Source organism: Shewanella algidipiscicola (assembly GCF_900380485.1).
Lineage (GTDB): Bacteria > Pseudomonadota > Gammaproteobacteria > Enterobacterales > Shewanellaceae > Shewanella > Shewanella algidipiscicola.
In genome coordinates, this window is record NZ_OXJV01000001.1 from 1064656 (window position 1) to 1086417 (window position 21762).

Genomic DNA, 21762 nt, shown 5'->3' on the forward strand with positions numbered 1-21762 from the left:
AGCACCAAAAGTAAATGAGGCTCTAATCAGCTGAGTAAGCCCATCACTCTCTCATCTGACGGAAGCTAAATCCCCCATGGGTAGGCATTGAAATCGATAGACAATAGGCGCCATAATCTAGCTACGCCTATGGCATGTTAGATGCTTAGATTTGCAGGTACTTTCCTACGAGTTTGAATAAGAGTATAGCCACCGCTTACCACAATAAGTAAGCTCCCAAGTAAAGTGACCAAATCTGGAGACTCGCCAAATATCAAGATACCAAGGACTAAAGCAAATAATAAACGCGAATAGCGAAACGGAGAAACCACAGACACATCACCAGTACGCATAGCGATAGTTAACGCATTATAGGCCACCACACCAAAGACGATTGCCCCTGTGATCTGAGCGGCTAACATCAAATTAAGTTGAACGGATTCACCTTGATACGCCATCATCACCAAGCCTGTTGGAATTAGCACAAAAAAACCATATACCCCTAGTTGAGTGTTAGAAAGCACAGGTGGCGCGGCGCGTGTCGCCAAATCACGGCCAGCAAAGCCTAAGGTAGCCACAACCGCAAATATCGAGTTAACCTCAAAGCCGGCGAAACCAGGACGAATAATCATCAAGACGCCGGCAAAACCGACCACCACGGCCAGCCACCTCTTAACACCAATATTTTCACCGAATAATAAAGCGGCACCAACCATGGCTATCAATGGTGTGGCCTGCAGAATGGCCGATGCACTCGACAACGGTGTTAACGTGATCGCTAAAGCGAAACAGAATCGACCAATAACTTCACAAACGGCGCGTAGTAATAATGGTGCAGAGAGTATGGCAGGATGAAAAACTTGCCCGCCCTTACGCCAAGTTAAAAATATAAACACAAGCATTCCACCTAGACCAAATAATGCTAAAATTTGGCCAATTGATGCCGTCTCTGCCGCCGCTTTAATAAGCATATCTTCAACAGAAAACGCCGCCATCGAAGCAACCATAAAAAAACTGCCCTTGGTATTATTCAAAAAAACCACCACGATTTATGTAGTATTTAGTCAAAGTGCTTGTGGTCAATAGCGATGATTTGCTACTAGCACAGCGAAGAGTTACCGATAACATCTTGTCGAATCGGAACGCTCATAAGTGATCAATCTAATATTTAGCGTCAACGTTTATTTTTGTTTCACCTAGGGTATAAAGTAGATTAGATAACAAGCTAGAAGCACCAAAACGATAGTGCTTACAGTTCTCGCTCCACCCCTCTCCAATAATATTATCAGCCATATCTAAATATAGTTTGGCTTCTTCTGCAGTCTGAACGCCGCCAGAGGCCTTAAATCCAACGCTATCTTCAACGCCCATCTGTTTGATGACTGATAACATAATTTCAGCGGCTTCTGGCGTCGCATTGACGGACACTTTCCCCGTAGATGTTTTGATCATATCAGCCCCCGCTTTAATGGATATTTCTGAGGCTCTTTTAATTAGCGCAGGCGTTTTTAGCTCACCAGACTCAATAATCACCTTGAAGAAAATGTCACTACCGCAAGCAGCTTTACATTGCTCAATAAGCTCAAAACAAACATCCTCATCTCCCGATATTAACGCGCGATATGGAAACACAACATCGACATCATCGGCGCCATAGGCAACTGCAGCTTTTGTTTCAGCAACGGCTATTTCAACATCATCATTTCCATGAGGAAAGTTAGTCACAGTGACCACACGAATGTTTGGCGTATCTTGTGATCTCAGTTGCTTTTTGGCGATAGGAATGAAGCGCGGATAGATGCATATGCCAGCGGTATTACCGACAAGGGTTTTAGCCAATTTACACAACTCAATAATTTTATCCTCGGTATCACTGTCGCTTAAGGTTGTTAAGTCCATCAAATGCAGTGCACGCTGTGCGGCTGTTTTTAAATTACTCATTGGTATTTCCAATACGTAGTAAAAATATATCCCCGAGGCTTTACACACCTTGGACACAGATAAAGGAACGGCATTATAGAAGTGAGAGGGATTCGAAAGTAGATACAGAAATGACGCCTATAGCTATATCAGATATTGAGCGTCAGCACTTGCGGGTTATAACTTGAATGCGTTATTTTAAAGTTGTTGATTCATTCGCCAGCATACATTCACTGATTATTTGTCCTAATGTCATTATTGCTTGCACTGTTTTGTCATTCAGTTCAAAGGACGCGTTCAATCTCATGCAATGATTGTAGTGTTCGGTCACACTAAACATTTTTCCCGGCGCAATGCTGATATTTTGTTTTATAGCAGCATGAAACACATCCACGGCATCTATGCTAGGCGGAAGTTCTACCCAGATAAAATACCCCCCCCGCTGACTCGTGATATTAACTCCTGAAGGTAAATACTTAGTCAGTAAACACTCCATCTCTCTTTTGCGTTCGTGAAGTTTTTTTCTGAGCTGCTTTAAATGGGTTTCGTAATTACACTTACTTAAATAATCAGTTAGCGCTAATTGAATTGGCGCACTGGTTGCGAGCGTGCTCATTAATTGCAACTTTTGCATCTGCAACGCACGCTTACCAGCTGCTACCCAACCTATTCTGAACCCCGATACCAAAGATTTTGAAAAAGAGGAACAAAGCATTACGTTTCCGCTGTGATCAAACTGTTTTACCGGCATAACTGGGGCGCCTTCTTGATACAGCTCTGCATAAACATCATCTTCAATCAAGGCCACGTTATAACGATTAAGCAGATCATTTAACGCCTGCTTCTTCTCTAATGTCAGTGTAAAACCCAGTGGATTCTGATGATTACTCATCAACCAACATGCCTTTACATTATGAGATTGAAATGCCTTTTCCAAAGCATCGAGATCTATTCCTGTTATTGTATCCGTTCTTACCGACAATGCCTTTAACCCCAATCGTTCTAATGATTGCAGCGCACCATAAAACGTGGGAGATTCAACCACCACCCAATCACCCGGTTTAGTGCACACTTGCAAGCTGAGGTTTAATGCTTCGAGTGCTCCGGCAGTAATCACAATCTCCTCAGGCGATATGTTAATTCCTTTTGTCGCATAGCGTTTAGCAAGGATCGTTCGTAACTCTTCATTACCAGGCGGTAAATTATCGAATGTACTAGAGATAGGTAGATTTCGAGCGGCTGACATTAGCGAACGATTTACTTGTTGACGTGGATACAAACTCGGATCTGGATACGCGAAACCAAAATTAACCATGTGCGGATTACGACCAGCTTGCAGTACTTCAAACACAAAGTCGTTAATATCAACTTTTTCAGTTAACGATACTGCAACTTGCTGATGAGATTCGGCTGCTTTTAACTCAGGCGTCACTCTATAGCCTGAACGCGCTTGAGAAACCACGTACCCTTGAGACTCTAACACTTGATAAGCATGCAACACCGTCATCAAACTTAGACCACTATGTTCAGACTGCTTTCTCAGCGACGGTAATTTATCTCCCGCACGCCAGACGCCAGAGTTTATCTGTCGTTTGAGTTGATAAACCAGATCTTCATACTTTGCCAATTTGAATTCACCATCACGATTAACACCAATCGCACTATAACACCTAAACAAACTATCTGTTATACATTTAGATTTGATTTCTGTGTCTACTGACCTCCTGACCCGTCAATTAATATGGCAAGCCTCAAAAATGAATAAGGCCCGCACATATGTTCGAGTTCGACGCTTTCTTATTAGCACGGATACAATTTGCATTTACTGTATCTTTCCACATTATTTTTCCCGCCATAACCATTGGGCTGGCGAGCTACTTGGCGGTTTTGGAGGGTTTAAGTCTCAAAACACGCAACCCTGACTACAAAATTCTCTACCTTTTCTGGTCAAAAATTTTTGCGGTTAACTTTGGCATGGGTGTTGTTTCAGGCTTAGTCATGGCCTATCAATTTGGAACCAATTGGAGTGGCTTCTCTGATTTTGCCGGTAGCATTACCGGGCCGCTACTCACTTATGAAGTGTTAACCGCTTTTTTCTTAGAAGCGGGTTTTCTTGGTGTTATGCTCTTTGGCTGGCAGCGAGTAGGCGATAAGCTACACTTTTTTGCCACCTGTATGGTGGCACTTGGAACCATATTATCCACTTTTTGGATCCTCGCCTCTAACAGTTGGATGCAAACTCCAACGGGTTACGAGATCATCAATGGACAAGTGGTCCCCACCGACTGGTTTGCAGTCATCTTTAACCCATCATTTCCTTACAGATTACTTCATATGGGCGTCGCAGCGTTTATCAGTACCGCAGTATTTGTCGGTGCTTGTGCCGCCTGGCACCTGCTCAAGGGCAACAAAACTGGCCCTGTTAAGAAAATGTTTTCGATGTCAATGTGGATGTTAGCTCTGATTGCACCTATCCAAGCCTATATAGGAGACATACATGGTCTCAATACACTCGAACATCAACCTGCAAAAATTGCAGCGATAGAAGGACACTGGGATAACGCTGACGGTGGCCCAAGTCCATTGATTCTGTTTGGGTTCCCGAATATGGAGACAGAGCGTACTGACTACGCAATTGCCATCCCTGTCCTTGGCAGCTTAATACTCAAACACAGTTTGGTAGACCCCATTCCAGCACTAAAAGACTTTCCAAAGGATGAGAGACCTAACTCACTAGTCGTGTTTTGGTCTTTTAGAATCATGGTCGCACTGGGAATACTCATGATTGTACAAGGTTTCTACAGTCTTTGGCTGCGTAAAAAACAGCGCCTTTATGATACCAGCTGGTATCATAAGCTCTCTCTTTTCATGGGGCCATCCGGATTAATTGCCATACTCGCAGGTTGGTTTACCACCGAAGTCGGTCGCCAGCCTTGGGTTGTATACGGGCTGATGAAAACCAAAGATGCGGTATCGGCTCATAGTGACTTACAAATGAGTATTAGCCTTCTATGTTTCTTCATTGTTTACAGCCTCGTCTTTGGCTTTGGCTACTTTTACATGATGCGCCAAATGAAACAGGGGCCTCTGCCAGCTGATGCGCACGATACTAACTCCCATGAAATTTCAACAATTTCTGGTCGACTTTAAATTTACGGCATGACTTGAGGTAATCATTATGGAATTGGATCTTTCGATTGTTTGGTTTGGTATCATCATCTTTGCTACCTTGATGTACATCTTCATGGATGGTTTTGATTTGGGCATAGGAATTGTGATGCCTTTTGTTAAAAGTAATGCACAAAAAGATGTCATGGTTAATAGTGTTGCCCCCGTTTGGGATGGCAATGAAACATGGATAGTACTGGGCGGCGCGGCGCTATTTGGCGCCTTTCCGCTCGCCTACTCGATCATTCTTGAAGCACTAACCATTCCATTGACACTGATGCTAGTCGCATTAATTTTTCGCGGCGTTGCCTTTGAATTTCGATTTAAAGCACTACCTAGTCACCTTAAATTCTGGGATCGCGCCTTTATGCTAGGCTCAATTATTACCACCTATTGTCAAGGTGTCGTTGTGGGGGCTGTCGTTCAGGGATTTACTGTAGAAGGCCGTGTATTTACAGGTGGGCAATTGGACTGGCTCACTCCCTTCCCACTATTTTGTGGCTTTGGTCTGTTGACAGCATATGCATTACTGGGTAGCACTTGGTTGCTCACAAAAACCGAAGGCGAGCTGCAACAGACTATATTTACTTTCGTGCCTAAAATTCTTTGCTTACTTATTATTGCAATACTCGTTGTGAGCGTTTGGACACCGCTTACTAGTGTATCCATTGCCGAACGTTGGTTTACGCTACCTAATCTGTTCTTATTAGCTCCAGTGCCCTTACTAACGGCTGTTTTGTGCTGGAAAACATTTGATTCGGTCAAAAAGCAAAAAGAAACATCACCTTTTTTAATGGCATTAATGATTGTTTTTCTTGGCTTTGCCGGTCTTGGGATCAGCCTATGGCCCAACATCATTCCTCCGAACATCTCAATATGGCAAGCTGCAGCCCCCAAAGAGAGCCTCAGTTTCATGCTGTATGGTGCGCTGATCATTATTCCTGTGATCCTTGCCTATACATTTTGGAGTTATTACGTCTTTGCCGGAAAAGTAAAAGAAGGCGAAGCGTACCACTAATTAATCATTACGGAGGTTAAAATGAAACTCAATAGAACACTCCAACAATGGCTATGGCTTCTGAGCATCTGGGTAATAAGTGTGCTTGCCTTAGGCATGATATCTATGGGATTCAAATTATTGATGACTGCAGCGGGATTTAAATCTTAACAACTCCAATTAAACGCAATAAATACCCTATTTATTGCGGTTCAAAGACGGACTAATACAAGATATTGATGGGTATAACATGTTATACCCATCATACATTTACAAAACTGTAGAACTACTTTTAGCTCAAAAATAGCCCGAATATTAATGCAATGGCTCGGGATGAAAAAACATCAATAGCGATAAATTAATACTCGCAATATAGAATAAAACTATACGGCCACTGTTAATAGGGTACTTAAGAGATATGACACTTAGCTTTTTTCTCACAAGGACAGGGGAGTGAGAAGGTAAGATCACTTTTCAAGCAAGTTTAATCGTTGAGGAATCAAAGCTTAAAATGGGAGATAGCAGATCCATACCTGAACAATATCAGGCAGAAAATAAGTCAGGTTTACTAGGGCCTGTTGATCTTTGTTGGTTGAATTTCGTTCTAGACAAAAACGTTTTAATCGAGGCGAGTGGATTGCAGCCTAGTCATCTAAGCAAAATTCACTTAACAAAGAGTAAAACGTTTTTAGCCGAACCCTTCGGGCAGCGTTTGTTGGGTATTTTTACTGCGTTCTCAGCTTTTTATGTAGAATAACTACACTACAAAGCTTCTGCCTTGTATAAATACCCAGCAATTCGCTGCAAAAACAACCTTGAAAGATCAACAGGCCCTAATATAAATGACCTTATTCTAAAGCATAAAAAACCTGCTCAGACGTAAATCCTTGCCCGTATAAATAACGGCAACGTCTGGCCCTATCTTTTGCATCAGATATTACTGTTTCACCAAACTTTTTATTGGCTTTTGATTTTGCTAGCTCAAACCAATCACAATCACTATTGTTTAGTGCCCTTTTAATCACCTCTTTCGATAGCCCTTTTTGCGCCATCGATTGACGAATACGATTTTGGCCATGGCCCTTGCTAACATGAGAACGCAGCAACAAGGCGGCAAAGCGATCATCATCTAAAAAACCATTGTCGATGCAACGATCGAGCACAGGCTCAATTTCGCTTAACTCAAAGCCTTTTTGTAGCAGTTTAGTTTTGATTTGATGGCGTGAATAGTCGCGGCGAGCAAGAAGCCCAACCGCGATATGCATAGCAGAAGCTGTCATAACAAGTTAATACTTAAAACACTTCACCTGTTTCTAAGTCGATATTTTCATCACTAACGGCAGGCTCAGCAGCCACTTTTGAGCCACCAAGCAGCATGGCACGCAGTGCGGTATCAATCTCTTTGGCAATTTCTGGGTTTTCTGTTAGGTATTTGCCTGCGTTTGCACGGCCTTGACCAATCTTGTCACCTTTGTAGCTATACCAAGCACCGGCTTTCTCAATCAATTTATGCGCCACACCTAGGTCTACTAATTCACCTGTGCGGTTGATGCCTTCGCCATAAAGGATTTGGAATTCAGCTTGCTTAAACGGCGCAGCAATTTTGTTTTTAACCACTTTAACGCGAGTTTCGTTACCAATAACTTCATCACGATCTTTAATCGCACCAGTACGGCGAATATCAAGACGAACCGAGGCATAAAACTTCAGTGCGTTACCACCTGTTGTGGTTTCTGGGTTACCAAACATCACTCCAATTTTCATACGGATTTGGTTAATGAAGATAAGTAGCGTGTTAGATTGCTTAAGGTTACCGGCAAGCTTACGCATTGCTTGGCTCATCATACGCGCCGCTAAGCCCATGTGTGAGTCACCGATTTCACCTTCAATTTCAGCCTTAGGGGTTAACGCTGCCACCGAGTCGACAATGATCACATCAACCGCGCCGCTGCGAGTCAAGGCGTCACAAATCTCTAACGCTTGCTCACCCGTATCAGGTTGTGAACATAATAGGTTATCAATATCAACACCTAGCTTTTGCGCATAAATCGGGTCAAGTGCGTGCTCGGCATCGATAAAGGCACACACTTTGCCATCACGCTGCGCTGCCGCAATCACTTCTAAGGTCAATGTGGTTTTACCTGATGACTCAGGGCCATAAATTTCAACGATACGGCCGAGGGGTAAACCACCTGCACCGAGTGCAACATCTAATGATAGAGAGCCTGTAGAGATAGTCTCAACATCCATAGAGCGGTTTTCACCTAACTTCATGATGGATCCTTTACCAAATTGTTTTTCAATTTGACCTAGAACCGCGTTAAGGGCTTTCTCTTTATTTGCATCTATCTTCATGGTGCTTTCCTCTCTATCACAGACGTAGCGCTGTGGTAAATCCGTTAGGATAAAGCATAGCGCTTACAACGAGCTGTGCTTTATGTGTCTCAATATGCTCACTAGTATACTGTACAATCATACAGTATCAAGTGCTGTTGATGATTATTTTTTACTAAATTTAAAACAGCCACTTACCCTAAGGTTGAGCTCAGTTGAGTTTAAATAATACAATTTTGGCAGGATAAATACGCCCGTTAAAGTGAAATTATTGCTAATATTGGCGCCAATAATACGCTAGCAACCCAAGGGTTGTTATGCTGAGCTTTTTTTGCAGGATACCTTGGTTACTTCATGAACGCAGTTGATATTCAAAACCTCGAGAAACACACCCCAATGATGCGTCAATATCTGACGCTAAAAGCCGAAGCACCAGATATGTTACTGTTTTATCGTATGGGTGACTTTTATGAGTTGTTCTATGATGATGCCAAGTTAGCCTCTGAGCTGCTGGGGATCTCATTAACCGCTCGTGGCAAGAGTGGCGGCGACCCTATCCCTATGGCGGGTATCCCTTATCATGCGGTCGAAGGCTACCTCGCAAAATTGGTGCAATTACGTGTGTCGGTGGCCATCTGTGAACAAGTGGGCGACCCAGCGACCTCTAAAGGCCCTGTTGAGCGTAAAGTGGTACGTATCGTCACACCAGGCACCTTAACCGATGAAGCCTTATTACAAGAGCGGCAAGATAATTTATTAGCAGCGGTATATCATGGCAAAGTCGGCTTCGGTTATGCCACGCTAGATGTCTCCTCTGGACGTTTTGTTGTCACTGAACTTCCCAGCAGAGAAGCGTTAGAAGCTGAATTACAGCGCACTAACCCTGCCGAACTGTTACACAGTGAAGATTTTAGTGAGATGGGCATTATTGCCAGTTTTAATGGCAAACGTCGGCGCCCAGAATGGGAGTTTGACTACGATACTAGCTATCAATTATTGCTGGCACAATTTGGCACCAAAGATCTTTATGGCTTTGGGTTAGGTGACGTCAGGCTCTCGCTTCAAGCCGCGGGTTGTCTGATGCAGTATGTTAAAGACACTCAACGCACCGCCTTACCCCATATCAACTCGATTGTTCGTTTTAATCAGTGTGACAGTATTATTCTCGATGCGGCCACACGCCGTAATCTCGAGTTAACTAAAAACCTGCAAGGTGGTTTTGATAACACTTTAGCCGCCATCCTCGACAATACGGCAACCCCTATGGGAAGTCGTATGTTGCAGCGCTGGATCCACGAACCACTACGCAATCATTACACCATCCGAGCCCGCCATGATGCGGTCGAAGAACTACTCAGCTCAGGCGACGTTGAAACTTTACACGATCAATTAAAAGCTTTGGGAGACGTTGAGCGTATCACCGCCCGTTTAGCCCTGCGCAGTGCTCGTCCTCGCGACTTTGCGCGCTTACGTCAATCGTTATCTTTGTTGCCTGCAATCAAACAACTGTTAGCTAATTGCCACAGTGAGCATCTGAGCAAGCTTGCGATAATGCTGGGTGAATTTCCCGAAGAGCACGCATTACTGAGCCGTGCTATTGTCGATAATCCCCCCATGCTGATCCGTGACGGTGGTGTATTAAAATCAGGCTACCATCAAGAGCTCGACGAGTGGCGTGCGCTTAGCCAAGGTGCCACCGATTATCTAGCGGATCTAGAAGCCAGAGAGAAGCAAGCAACAGGGGCATCGACCCTCAAGGTAGGCTATAACCGCGTACATGGTTATTACATTGAGATTAGCCGCAGAGAATCTGACTTAGTACCACTCAGTTATCAACGCCGCCAGACATTAAAAAATACCGAGCGCTACATTATCGCCGAACTCAAAGAACATGAGGAAAAAGTGCTCTCGAGCCAAGGCAAGGCCTTGGCGCTCGAAAAGCAACTCTGGGACGAGTTGTTCGACTTACTCATGCCTAAACTGCATGAGCTACAACAGTTTGCTAGGGCTGCTGCCGAGTTAGATGTGATCAACAATTTTGCTGAGCGCGCCGATCTACTCAATTACCATCGCCCCGAACTGACCGCACATAACGGGATTGATATTGACGCTGGACGCCATCCGGTTGTCGAACAGGTTAGCCAAACACCCTTTATTGCCAATCCGGTTAACTTAAGCCCGCTGCGGCGCATGTTAATCGTAACAGGCCCCAATATGGGCGGTAAGTCTACCTACATGCGTCAAGTCGCGTTGATCACCCTAATGGCTCATATCGGGAGCTTTGTGCCAGCACAGCGCGCAGCCATTGGGCCGGTAGATCGTATTTTTACTCGCATTGGCGCCGCCGATGACCTGGCTTCGGGTCGCTCAACCTTTATGGTCGAGATGACAGAAACCGCCAACATTTTGCACAATGCAACGCCAGAAAGTTTAGTCTTAATGGATGAAATAGGCCGCGGCACCTCGACTTATGATGGTTTATCTTTGGCATGGTCTGCCGCTGAACACCTGGCCAATAATCTCAAGGCGATGACGCTATTTGCGACCCATTACTTTGAATTAACTCAGTTGCCAGAATTACTGGAAAATGTGGCGAATGTCCACCTCGATGCCATTGAGCATGGTGACACCATTGCCTTTATGCATGCCGTGCAGGAAGGGGCAGCGAGCAAGAGTTATGGGCTACAGGTCGCGGCATTAGCGGGAGTACCGAGTAAAGTGGTTCAAGCGGCTAAACACAAATTACATCACTTAGAGAGCCGCGATCGAGATAACGGATTGCCAAGTGATACACAACAAGTCATGAGCTTTAGTGCGCCAGCAGAATCGGCAGCACTTACACACTTAGACAGTATCGACCCCGATCAACTCTCGCCTAAACAAGCACTGGATTTGCTATATCAACTGAAGCAATTACGTTAACGAACAAGCAAAAAAGCGCACCATTATTGGTGCGCTTTTTTATATGTCACAATGTCCATCATAACGCCTATCAGGCTTAACTGTTTCTCTACATTTCATCGCACTTATAAGTAAATTATAAGTTAATACTGAAATGCTAGGCTCTGCAGTTATCCTCAATACTCTATAATATTGCGACCTTATGGACGAAAAATAGCTTCAACAGATAATCCTTGTGCGCCAAGTAAGTCCTTGAGTCGCTTCAATGCTTCCACTTGGATCTGGCGAACTCGCTCTCGAGTCAAGCCTATCTCTTTGCCCACATTTTCTAGGGTTGAAGGTTCATATCCTAATAAACCAAAACGACGCGCTAATACTTCACGTTGCTTACTGTTGAGCTCGTCCAACCAACGTACGACCGATTTAGACATATCTTCATCTTGTACTTTATAGTCAGGCCCAACACTGTCATCATCGGCTAATACATCGAGCAGCGCTTTATCGCTGTCACCGCCTAACGGGGTATCTACCGAGGTAATGCGCTCATTCAACTTTAACATACGACTCACATCACCACTGGGAAGATCTAGCTTCTCTGCAATCTCTTCGGCGGTCGGCTCATGATCCAACTTGTGCGCCAGCTCTCGGGCGGTGCGTAAATAAACATTAAGTTCTTTGACCACATGTATGGGCAAACGAATTGTGCGAGTTTGATTCATAATGGCACGTTCTATCGTTTGTCTTATCCACCAAGTAGCATAGGTAGAGAAGCGAAAACCACGTTCTGGGTCAAATTTCTCTACCGCACGGATCAAGCCTAAATTACCCTCTTCGATAAGATCGAGTAAGGCTAAACCGCGGTTATTGTAACGACGAGCAATTTTTACGACGAGTCTAAGATTACTCTCAATCATACGGTTACGAGATTTAGCACAGCCCTTAAGGGACTTACGTGAAAAATAAACCTCTTCCTCCGCACTCAATAGGGGGGAAAATCCAATTTCACTTAGATACAGCTGTGTGGCATCTAAATTTTTTTGCAAATCATCTTGTACTTGCTGTTCCAGTTCGGCTTCTTTTACGCTCTCTTTGTTATTTAACAGTGAAACATCAGACTCGTTCTTAGACAAGTCAACTAAGGTCTCCGCTATCGCGGTAGTTTTTTTACGACCCATAATAGTTCTCCCAAATTTTACTCACTGAATTTACTGCACGTTTTTATCCTCCAATTGCCAAAATGGCGCCTAAAAAAATTATGTTTTAGGCAAATATTTAAGTGGGTCGACTGATTTACCATGGTAGCGGATCTCAAAATGTAACATGACCCGATTGGTACCCGTTTTCCCCATACTCGCAACAGTTTGTCCTGCTGTTACGAATTGCTTTTCCTTAACTAAGATTTTATCCGCATGAGCATAAGCACTTAAATAATCATCACTGTGCTTAATAATCACTAGATTACCGTAGCCTCGAAGTGCATTTCCTGCATATACGACACGTCCATCTGCCGCAGCTTGAATGCGATCACCACGCGTTCCGGCTATCTTAATTCCTTTATTTCCTTGCTCTTTGGCAGAGAATTTACCAATCAACGCTCCTTTTACGGGCCAATGCCAACGGTGCACTTTCTGTGGCAAGGTCGACTTTGACTTGTGGATAACATTGTTAACAGATTGTTGACTAGTTGATACAGGGTACGCAGAATTTGAGGTCTGATCAAGTGATTTTTTTGCGACGCTGACTTTCGTGACACCGTTCGCAGAAGAAGTTGCAACTGGCTGTTTAGTAACAGCTTTAATTGGTTTTTTTGCGGGTTTAGGCGTGTTAGTGTTCCAATTTTGAGCTTTAACTCTAGTTGTAACAGGTTTTGTCAGCTTAAGATTTAACACCTGGCCAGGGTAGATGGTATATGGCTTTTTAAGCCCATTGCGCCTAGCGATATCGACAAAATCTTTATTAGCGGCCCATGAGATTGAGTACAAGGTATCGCCTTTTTTAACTCGATAACGCTCAGAGGTCAGACCACCTTTTTGATACTGTTTTTTAACAGGCGGATTAACAGTCACAACAGGTGCAGGTCTATCTGCTTGAAAGCTACAAGCCGTTAACTGCAGCAATAACATAAGCAATAACAGGTATCGTATCACCCCAGCGCTCACAGAAAGTCTGCCGCGACACATGCAGGTGAAACCGACTGTGCCAGACACGATATGCCTAAGGCTAAGCATATGATATCTGTACTATCATTAGGCCAGGTCACCATTAACCAGCGGCACAAACTTGACCATTTCGATCATTTCAGACCGATAGTCATCGCCATAACGGGTTACACGCAGCAGCTGTTGTGTTTCTTGCCCTACAGGAATAATCAACACGCCTTGTGAACCTAGTTGAGCCAATAAGTCTTGCGGGATACTGGCCGCTGCCGCAGTGACCATGATGGCATCGAATGGACCTTTATTAGCCCAACCTTTCCAACCATCACCGTACTTAAACGACACATTGTGTAAATCGAGGCGTTTTAAGCGTTGCCGCGCCTGAATTTGCAGACTTTTTATCCGCTCTACGGTACATAATTCATCTACCAATTGAGCAAGTATCGCCGCCTGATAACCCGAGCCCGTACCGATTTCTAACACCTTTTTGGGCTTGGATTCAAGCAACAGCTCGGTCATCTTGGCAACAATATAGGGTTGCGAAATGGTTTGACCTTGCCCAATAGGCAAGGCTGTATTTTCATACGCTTTATGGCCCAAGGCTGCATCAAGAAACAGCTCTCTGGGCGTTTTTGCCACGACAGACAATACGGCTTGATTGCCGATCCCAGCACCTCGTAGAGCGCTTGCCAAATTCAATGCCGATGCGGTGGCTACACCATTCATAGTTGCTCAATCCATTGTTTCAGTTTTGGAATTTGTTCATGTGCGGTCAGATCCACTGTCAAAGGTGTGACAGATACGTAACCTTTAGCGACGGCATCAAAATCGGTACCTTCACTGGCATCTTGCTCTTGCCCCGGGGGACCCAGCCAAAATATCTCTCGTCCTGCAGGATCTAAGGTTCTCACCATCCCCTCAGCTCTGTGTCTGGCACCAAGGCGGGTCACTTTAATCCCCTTAACGTGTTCAAGCGGTAAGTCAGGCACATTCACATTTAAAATTTGATCTTGGGCGATCGGCGCCTTAATCAAGCCAGCCACGATTTTACACGCCACCGCTGCAGCCGTGTCATAGTGATTGAGCTCGCGCCCCACCAAAGAGATGGCAATGGCTGGTAATCCCAAAAAACGTCCTTCCATCGCAGCGGCAACGGTGCCAGAATAAAGGGTGTCATCGCCCATGTTTGCACCAGCGTTGATCCCCGAGACCACAATATCAGGCTCTTGTTCGTACAACTCGCGAATCGCCAGATGCACACAATCGGTGGGCGTACCGCTAACTGAGATATACCCATTATCTAACTTATTAATTCGCAATGGATTAGTCAAGGTTAAGGAGTTACTCGCGCCGGAACAATTACGATCGGGCCCAACAGTCATCACATCATATTGTGCAGATAACGCCTGAGATAAGGCGGCGATACCTGGCGCGGTAACACCATCATCATTACTCACCAATATCTTAATCATCTTGGGCTACACCTTCTGCACGAGCAGCTCGTCTGGCATTAAACTCTCGCTCATTAACGTCTTGGTAATCGACCAACTCCCTGAGCAGTGATGTGGCAAAGCAGCCTGCTGGCAAAATAAACTTAATCACTAGCACATCTTCGTCAGTTTCATAACTCAAATGTTGTGGCTCAAGCAGCAAGGTGCGGCGCTCTTGATTGAGTCCCGCTTGTTCGAGTCCATGACAATCTTCAGCAAACTGCTCTGAAATGGAGGTTTCAAATGCTAAGGCTTCAGCTTGTGACAACGGTTGACCACGCCCCCATAATGGTGCCGATAATTGAATGTCTTTTTGGGCTAAACGTTCAAGCAACGCCTCGTCCCATGGGTTGGCTACAAAATAACTTTTACTGCCAGCCAACATCACACAGTCGCCCTCAAGCACTTGGGTACCATACTTTGCCAAACGAGCAGAAACCACTTCGTTATAGAGATTAGAGCGCACAGCCGATAAATACATGCTGCGTTTGTTTCGATCTTTCACATTACGGCCAGCCAACATCTGTCGGCCAAAAATGAGATTCTTACCATCATGACCAAACCGTTGTTCGCCAAAATAGTTAGGGACGCCAGTTTGCTTAACTAATTCAATCCGTTTAATGACATCAGCAATATCTGATACTGCACGTAAGGTTAAGGTGAAACGATTCCCCACCAGCGCACCAGTGCGTAGCTTTTTACTGTGGCGACTGCTACTTAATATGGTCAATTGCTCACTATTGAGTTCATCCCACTTTGGCGTTTCTTTACCCGGAATACGGACCCCAAACCATTGCTCGGTGATCGCATGTTTATCTTTTTGTCCGGCGAAGGTGACTTCTTTCGGATGGACCTTCGCAAAACTAGATAACATTTTGGCCACATCGGCGGTATTTAACCCCTCTTTACGCACATGCAGCATGTGATGTTCGCCTTCTCCGGTAGGCAGAAAGGGTAAAATCTCCTCAACAATAAAATCACGATTGTGGGTGCGAAGATCGGCGCTCGCTAGCGGTTGGCCATGTAAATAATGCAATGAACTCATAAAATTCTCTTGTTAACTATTGCTCGTCATCAGCACTACGGCTTCCACCGCGATACCTTCTTTTCGACCAGTAAACCCTAGCTTCTCTGTGGTAGTGGCTTTCACATTTATCGCGTCGATATCACTGTCTAAATCGGCGGCTAAACAGGCGCGGATCGCTTCAATATGAGGCAGCATCTTAGGGGCCTGTGCGATCACTGTGACATCGAGGTTGCCGAGGCGATAGCCTTTATCGATGGCAAGTTGGTAACAATGGCGCAGTAATACCCGACTGTCGGCACCTTTGAACTCGGCATCGGTATCAGGAAAATGCTTACCAATATCGCCTAACGCCATCGCGCCCAAAATGGCATCGCTAATCGCATGTAACACCACATCCCCATCGGAATGCGCCACTAGGCCCGTACCGTAAGGAACTTCCACTCCCCCTAAAATCAACGGCAGCTCACCACCAAATTTATGGACATCGAAACCATGACCAATGCGAATATTCATCATACTTATCTGTCATCCCCGCGTTACAGCTCATCTTACTGCTGTTAACGCTTATTGTTTGTGATTGAAAGCCGTCAATGAATCACGACTGTTGAGAAACAGTGCCGCTAAGCGTAAATCATCAGGGTGAGTCACCTTGATATTGTCAGCGCGGCCAACCACCAATTGCGGCGCCGCACCTGCCCACTCCATCGCTGATGCCTCATCTGTGATATTCACCCCTTGTGCTAACGCGTTACTGAGGTTGGCCTTAAGCGAGGTGGCGGGAAACAGTTGCGGAGTGAGCGCATGCCACAAGTTGTTGCGGCAGATAGTGGTATCAATATTGCCTTCATTATTGCTACGTTTCATGGTGTCGCGCACTGGCATGGCCAAAATAGCCCCTTGAGGCGCACTATCTGCTTGCTGCTCGACAGCGCTGATTAACTTATCAATATCACTTGGGTGTAAACAAGGCCGCGCCGCATCATGCACTAACGCCCAGCTGTGTTGCCCGACATGCGATAAGCCCGCCAGAACCGAATCTGCTCGCTCCTTGCCCCCTTGTACCACTTTTAATTTAGGGTGATGCGCCTGAGGCAAGGATTCAAAAAAAGTATCATCTGGGTTCAGCGCCACTATCACTTGGGCGATCCTAGGATGTTGCAACAATACATCTAAGGTATGAGCAATAATAGGTTGATGTTCTAACATCAAGTATTGCTTAGGAATATCGGCACCCATGCGGCTGCCTATGCCAGCAGCGGGAACAATTGCAACTAGGTGTTCAATAATTGGTGTCATTAATCAAAGCTCATGTCACGGGTGATCCGATTTCACCTAGCCCTTAAAGGTACTTCGTAAAATACGGTTAGCGATGAATATCTGCATTACGTTGGGGCTCGCCCACAACACGGAAGAAAGTTTCGCCTTTTTTAACCATGCCAAGTTCGTTTCGCGCACGCTCTTCAAGCGCTTCAGTCCCACGGCGAAGATCGTTAATCTCCTCTTTGAGAACTTGGTTACGCTCGATCAATTTGGCATTACTTTGTCGCTGCAGCGCGATCTGCTCTTGCAGCTGAAATGATTCCGGCAGGCTATTTTGCCCAAACCAGAGTCGATACTGAAGTAGACCAAATAAAACGGTCATGACAATGAGAAGACGCTTCATCCTTAATGGCTATATCACTATTAGAAATTCTGCACTGATATTACAACAAAAAAGGCCACCAAGTGGTGACCTTTTAATAATTTATTGGTTAAAGTGGCGTTTATGCTTGCCCTTTAATCTCTAGGCGACCTTTATAAGGTGCTTTTTCACCCAGCTGCTCTTCGATGCGTAGCAATTGGTTGTACTTAGCAACACGGTCACTACGACACAGTGAACCCGTCTTGATTTGGCCCGCCGCCGTCGCCACAGCCAGATCGGCAATGGTTGCATCTTCCGTTTCACCACTACGATGAGAGATAACAACAGTGTAGCCAGCCGCTTTCGCCATGCGGATAGCCGCAAGGGTCTCAGTTAGAGAGCCAATCTGGTTAAACTTAATCAAGATTGAGTTAGCAATATTGTTGTCGATACCGCGTTGTAAAATCTTGGTATTAGTCACAAACAGATCGTCACCCACAAGTTGGATCTTGTCGCCAAGGATTTGTGTTTGGTACGCCCAACCATCCCAATCTGACTCATCAAGGCCATCTTCGATAGACACAATCGGATATTGCTCGGTCAAGGATTTTAAGAAATCAGAGAAACCGTTCGAGTCAAACTTTTTTCCTTCACCGGCAAGATCATATTGACCATCTTTGTAAAACTCAGATGCCGCGCAGTCAAGCGCTAGGGTAACGTCTTCACCTAAGGTATAACCGGCTTTTTCAACTGCAACCTTAATAACCGCTAACGCTTCGGCGTTAGATGCTAAGTTAGGAGCAAACCCACCTTCATCACCAACAGCGGTGCTTAGCCCTTTATCTTGCAGCACTTTCTTCAAATTATGGAAGATCTCCGCGCCCATACGCAGCGCTTCACGGAAGCTTTTAGCACCAACAGGTTGAACCATAAACTCTTGGATATCAACGTTATTATCGGCGTGCTCGCCACCATTAAGAATGTTCATCATAGGCACTGGCATAGAATACTGGCCTGGAGTACCGTTTAGCTCGGCAATATGTGCGTAAAGTGGGATGCCTTTAAAAGCAGCGGCAGCTTTAGCCGCAGCAAGAGAAACTGCCAGAATCGCGTTAGCGCCAAGTTTGTCTTTGTTTTCTGTACCATCAAGATCGATCATCAGTTGATCAAGCTCGGCTTGAGCTGCAGCATCTTTACCCAACAATGCATCGCGAATTGGACCATTGATGTTCGCGACGGCCGTTAACACACCTTTACCCATGTAACGACTCTTGTCGCCATCGCGTAGCTCTAGTGCTTCGCGGCTACCCGTTGAGGCTCCAGACGGCGCAGCCGCCATACCAACAAATCCACCATCTAGATGCACTTCAGCTTCAACCGTTGGGTTGCCGCGTGAATCCATGATCTCGCGACCGATGACATTGATAATTTTAGCCATAATTTCCTCGACTTAAGTTTAAGATTAAAATGAAAAGTTAATACAAAACTAAAAAATTCTTGTCGTTAAATCTACATCATCTGGAACAAAAAAGCCGCTTCCGATAACCGGAAGCGGCTGTTCACTATAGCTTAGCCTAAATCGCGTTTTTGGTAGGCGATAGCTGCACCAATGAAGCCTTCAAACAATGGCTGACCATCGCGAGGCGTAGATGTAAATTCAGGGTGGAACTGACCCGCCACAAACCAAGGGTGATTTGGCAATTCAATCATCTCAACCAACTGACGATCGGATGATAGTCCACTGAATACTAAACCGGCTTTTTCTAAACGCTCTCTATAAGTGTTGTTCACTTCATAGCGATGACGATGACGCTCAACACAGGTCAAGCCTTTGTAAGCTTCGGCTGCTTTCGTGCCTTCAATTAAGTGACATAGCTGAGCGCCAAGGCGCATGGTGCCGCCCAAATCAGACTCTTCATGGCGTTGCTCAACGTTGCCTTCTTCGTCAATCCATTCAGTAATAAGTCCAACGACTGGATGAGGAGTCTCTTTGTTAAACTCGGTAGAATGTGCGCCTTCAAGTCCCGCAACATGGCGAGCAAATTCGATTAATGCCACTTGCATACCTAGACAGATACCAAAGTAAGGCAGGTTGTTTTCACGGGCATATTGCGCCGCCAAAATCTTACCTTCAACACCACGCTCACCAAAACCACCTGGAACCAAAATACCATCAAGGCCTTCGAGAACTTCAATACCTTTGGCTTCTACCGTTTGAGAGTCAATATACTTGATGTTGACCGACACACGCTTAAATAGGCCGGCATGCTTAAGTGCTTCGTTAACAGATTTATAAGCATCGGGCAGTTCGATATATTTACCAACCATACCAATGGTGACTTCACCGGTTGGATTGGCTTCTTGGTAAATCACCTTTTCCCACTCGCTTAAGTCCGCTTCTTTGCAGTCGATACCAAAGCGCTTGGTAACCAAGTCGTCAAGGCCTTGTGCCTTCAACAACGCTGGGATCTTATAGATGCTATCCACATCTTTCAGTGAGATAACCGCGCGCTCTTCTACATTACAAAATAGCGAGATTTTGGCTTTTTCGTTAGCTGGTATCGCACGGTCGCCACGGCACACCAATACATCAGGTGCGATACCGATAGAACGTAATTCTTTTACCGAATGCTGCGTCGGTTTGGTTTTCACTTCACCCGCCGCGCCTAAGAAAGGCACTAAGGTCAAATGCATAAATAGGGTACGATCGCGTCCTAGCTCAACACCTAACTGGCGAATAGACTCAAGGAAAGGTAATGATTCGATATCACCTACCGTGCCGCCAATCTCAACGATTGCCACATCATGACCTTCGCCACCTTCAAGTACCTTCTCTTTAATCGCATTGGTAATATGCGGAATAACCTGAATGGTTGCACCAAGGTAATCACCACGGCGCTCTTTACGCAATACTTCTTCGTAAATTCGACCAGTGGTAAAGTTGTTACGACGGTTCATTTTTGTGCGGATAAAACGCTCATAATGACCTAAGTCGAGGTCAGTTTCAGCGCCATCTTCAGTCACGAAAACTTCACCGTGCTGAGTCGGGCTCATGGTACCGGGATCCAAGTTGATATAAGGATCCAGCTTCATAATGGTTACATTAAGGCCCCGAGCCTCTAAAATTGCTGCCAATGATGCTGCTGCAATGCCTTTACCTAGTGATGAAACCACGCCACCAGTAACGAAGATATACCTTGTAGTCATGCTGAACCTGAGAAAATGAGTTGGAAATATGTGCTTGTATGAAAGCACTAGGACGGGGCAATATTATACCAAAGCCCAGCTGATTCGACAAACAACAAAGCGATATATTTTACTCTTTTGCCGTTTCGGCCCGCTTTACTTGATCCCAATAAGCGTCTAATTCTGCTAAGGAGTGCGCCTTCATCGGCTTTTCGGCGGCGTTAGCTAAGGCTTCAACACCCCGAAAGCGTCGCTCGAATTTGCCATTGGCAAGGCGCAGCGCTTGCTCGGGATCCACGCCTAAATGGCGAGACAAATTAACCACCGCAAATAGCAGATCGCCCATCTCTTCACTAATCCTTTGCGGTTGCTGCTCTGGTGCGCTAACTTCCTCGAGCACCTCTGCTATCTCTTCGTGAATTTTCGCCACCACAGGGGCCAATTCATCCCAGTCGAACCCGACACTGGCCACCCGTTTTTGCACCTTTGCCGCGCGACTTAATGCAGGTAGATTTAATGGAATATCATCGAGCACCGAATGCAATGACCGCCCAGCACGCTCGCTGGCCTTTATGCTTTCCCAGCTTTGTTTCACTTCTGCTGTCGATGTTAAGGGCAATTCACCAAACACATGGGGATGGCGCTCAGTTAATTTGCGGCAGATTTTGTCTACCACCACACCAAAATCAAATAACCCTTGCTCTTTTGCTAATTGACAATAAAAAATCACTTGAAACAGCAGGTCGCCAAGCTCCCCTGGTAATTCATCGAACGCCGCACGTTCAATGGTATCGGCCACTTCATAGGCCTCCTCGAGGGTAAATGGCACTATGGTGTGATAGGTTTGTGCTTTATCCCATGGGCAACCGGTTTGTGGGTCGCGCAGTTGACTCATGATCTCGAGTAAACGGTTAATATCGTTATTGACCTTCATCGAACAACCTCATAATAAAAGGCGACTCTCGCCGCCTTTATCTCTTATC

At 45.3% G+C, this 21762-nt stretch carries 20 protein-coding genes; 4 read left to right on the forward strand and 16 right to left on the reverse strand.

Translation table 11 applies throughout. The features are described from left to right. Positions 1–137: 137 nt before the first annotated feature. The 3 genes from DN599_RS04820 to DN599_RS04830 form a co-directional block, all read right to left on the reverse strand. Positions 138–1013, reverse strand: coding sequence for a DMT family transporter (locus DN599_RS04820; RefSeq protein WP_338054420.1), 876 nt, complete (start codon positions 1011–1013; stop codon positions 138–140). Between the two features lie 127 nt (positions 1014–1140). After that, positions 1141–1920, reverse strand: a complete 780-nt coding sequence (gene deoC, locus DN599_RS04825; RefSeq protein ID WP_110456477.1) for a deoxyribose-phosphate aldolase — start codon at positions 1918–1920, stop codon at positions 1141–1143. A 172-nt stretch (positions 1921–2092) separates the two neighbouring features. Next, complete coding sequence (locus DN599_RS04830) at positions 2093–3526, reverse strand: aminotransferase-like domain-containing protein (RefSeq protein ID WP_110456797.1); 1434 nt, start codon at positions 3524–3526, stop codon at positions 2093–2095. 149 nt (positions 3527–3675) lie between these two features. On the opposite strand from DN599_RS04830, the gene DN599_RS04835 reads away from it, so the two are divergent. From DN599_RS04835 to DN599_RS04845, 3 genes are read left to right on the forward strand one after another with little or no spacing between them, the layout of a single operon-like run. Then, positions 3676–5049: a cytochrome ubiquinol oxidase subunit I gene (locus DN599_RS04835; RefSeq protein WP_110456478.1), complete on the forward strand. Its 1374-nt coding sequence runs from the start codon at positions 3676–3678 to the stop codon at positions 5047–5049. Between the two features lie 28 nt (positions 5050–5077). Next, the gene (cydB, locus tag DN599_RS04840) at positions 5078–6085 is read left to right on the forward strand and encodes a cytochrome d ubiquinol oxidase subunit II (RefSeq protein WP_110456479.1); all 1008 of its coding nucleotides are present in this window, start codon (positions 5078–5080) and stop codon (positions 6083–6085) included. A 21-nt stretch (positions 6086–6106) separates the two neighbouring features. Further along, positions 6107–6235 carry a DUF2474 domain-containing protein gene (locus DN599_RS04845; protein WP_110456480.1) on the forward strand — a complete coding sequence of 43 codons (129 nt, stop codon included), beginning with the start codon at positions 6107–6109 and terminating at the stop codon, positions 6233–6235. A gap of 677 nt (positions 6236–6912) precedes the next feature. Here the strand turns inward: DN599_RS04845 and DN599_RS04855 are convergent. Further along, on the reverse strand, positions 6913–7344 hold the full coding sequence (locus DN599_RS04855; RefSeq protein ID WP_420820845.1) for a regulatory protein RecX: 432 nt from the start codon (positions 7342–7344) through the stop codon (positions 6913–6915). Between the two features lie 13 nt (positions 7345–7357). Then, positions 7358–8419 carry a recombinase RecA gene (recA, locus tag DN599_RS04860; protein WP_110456481.1) on the reverse strand — a complete coding sequence of 354 codons (1062 nt, stop codon included), beginning with the start codon at positions 8417–8419 and terminating at the stop codon, positions 7358–7360. A 333-nt stretch (positions 8420–8752) separates the two neighbouring features. Between recA and mutS the strand changes: the two genes are divergently transcribed. Beyond that, positions 8753–11320 (forward strand): DNA mismatch repair protein MutS, encoded by a 2568-nt coding sequence (mutS, locus tag DN599_RS04865; protein WP_110456482.1) that lies wholly within the window; start codon positions 8753–8755, stop codon positions 11318–11320. Positions 11321–11499: 179 nt separating this feature from the next. On the opposite strand, the gene rpoS is transcribed toward mutS, so the two are convergent. The 11 genes from rpoS to mazG form a co-directional block, all read right to left on the reverse strand. After that, positions 11500–12474 carry an RNA polymerase sigma factor RpoS gene (rpoS, locus tag DN599_RS04870; RefSeq protein WP_110456483.1) on the reverse strand — a complete coding sequence of 325 codons (975 nt, stop codon included), beginning with the start codon at positions 12472–12474 and terminating at the stop codon, positions 11500–11502. A 78-nt stretch (positions 12475–12552) separates the two neighbouring features. Continuing rightward, positions 12553–13422, reverse strand: a complete 870-nt coding sequence (locus tag DN599_RS04875; RefSeq protein ID WP_239473221.1) for a peptidoglycan DD-metalloendopeptidase family protein — start codon at positions 13420–13422, stop codon at positions 12553–12555. Between the two features lie 123 nt (positions 13423–13545). Then, complete coding sequence (locus tag DN599_RS04880; RefSeq protein ID WP_110456485.1) at positions 13546–14181, reverse strand: protein-L-isoaspartate(D-aspartate) O-methyltransferase; 636 nt, start codon at positions 14179–14181, stop codon at positions 13546–13548. Next, a complete protein-coding gene (gene surE / locus DN599_RS04885; RefSeq protein ID WP_110456486.1) occupies positions 14178–14927 on the reverse strand; it encodes a 5'/3'-nucleotidase SurE in 750 nt (249 codons plus the stop codon). The genes DN599_RS04880 and surE overlap by 4 nt, the downstream gene beginning before the upstream one ends. Next, on the reverse strand, positions 14920–15990 hold the full coding sequence (gene truD, locus DN599_RS04890) for a tRNA pseudouridine(13) synthase TruD (RefSeq protein WP_110456487.1): 1071 nt from the start codon (positions 15988–15990) through the stop codon (positions 14920–14922). Before truD ends, surE begins: the two co-directional genes overlap by 8 nt. Positions 15991–16002: 12 nt before the next feature. Continuing rightward, positions 16003–16485 carry a 2-C-methyl-D-erythritol 2,4-cyclodiphosphate synthase gene (gene ispF, locus DN599_RS04895; RefSeq protein ID WP_110456488.1) on the reverse strand — a complete coding sequence of 161 codons (483 nt, stop codon included), beginning with the start codon at positions 16483–16485 and terminating at the stop codon, positions 16003–16005. Between the two features lie 51 nt (positions 16486–16536). Further along, a complete protein-coding gene (gene ispD / locus DN599_RS04900; RefSeq protein WP_110456489.1) occupies positions 16537–17268 on the reverse strand; it encodes a 2-C-methyl-D-erythritol 4-phosphate cytidylyltransferase in 732 nt (243 codons plus the stop codon). Positions 17269–17335: 67 nt separating this feature from the next. Beyond that, on the reverse strand, positions 17336–17635 hold the full coding sequence (gene ftsB, locus DN599_RS04905; RefSeq protein WP_110456490.1) for a cell division protein FtsB: 300 nt from the start codon (positions 17633–17635) through the stop codon (positions 17336–17338). Positions 17636–17735: 100 nt separating this feature from the next. Beyond that, entirely contained in the window at positions 17736–19031 is a 1296-nt protein-coding gene (gene eno, locus DN599_RS04910) for a phosphopyruvate hydratase (protein ID WP_110456491.1), read from the reverse strand. A 131-nt stretch (positions 19032–19162) separates the two neighbouring features. After that, entirely contained in the window at positions 19163–20800 is a 1638-nt protein-coding gene (locus DN599_RS04915) for a CTP synthase (RefSeq protein WP_110456492.1), read from the reverse strand. Between the two features lie 109 nt (positions 20801–20909). Beyond that, positions 20910–21713 (reverse strand): nucleoside triphosphate pyrophosphohydrolase, encoded by an 804-nt coding sequence (gene mazG / locus DN599_RS04920; RefSeq protein WP_110456493.1) that lies wholly within the window; start codon positions 21711–21713, stop codon positions 20910–20912. Between the last annotated feature and the right edge of the window lie 49 nt (positions 21714–21762).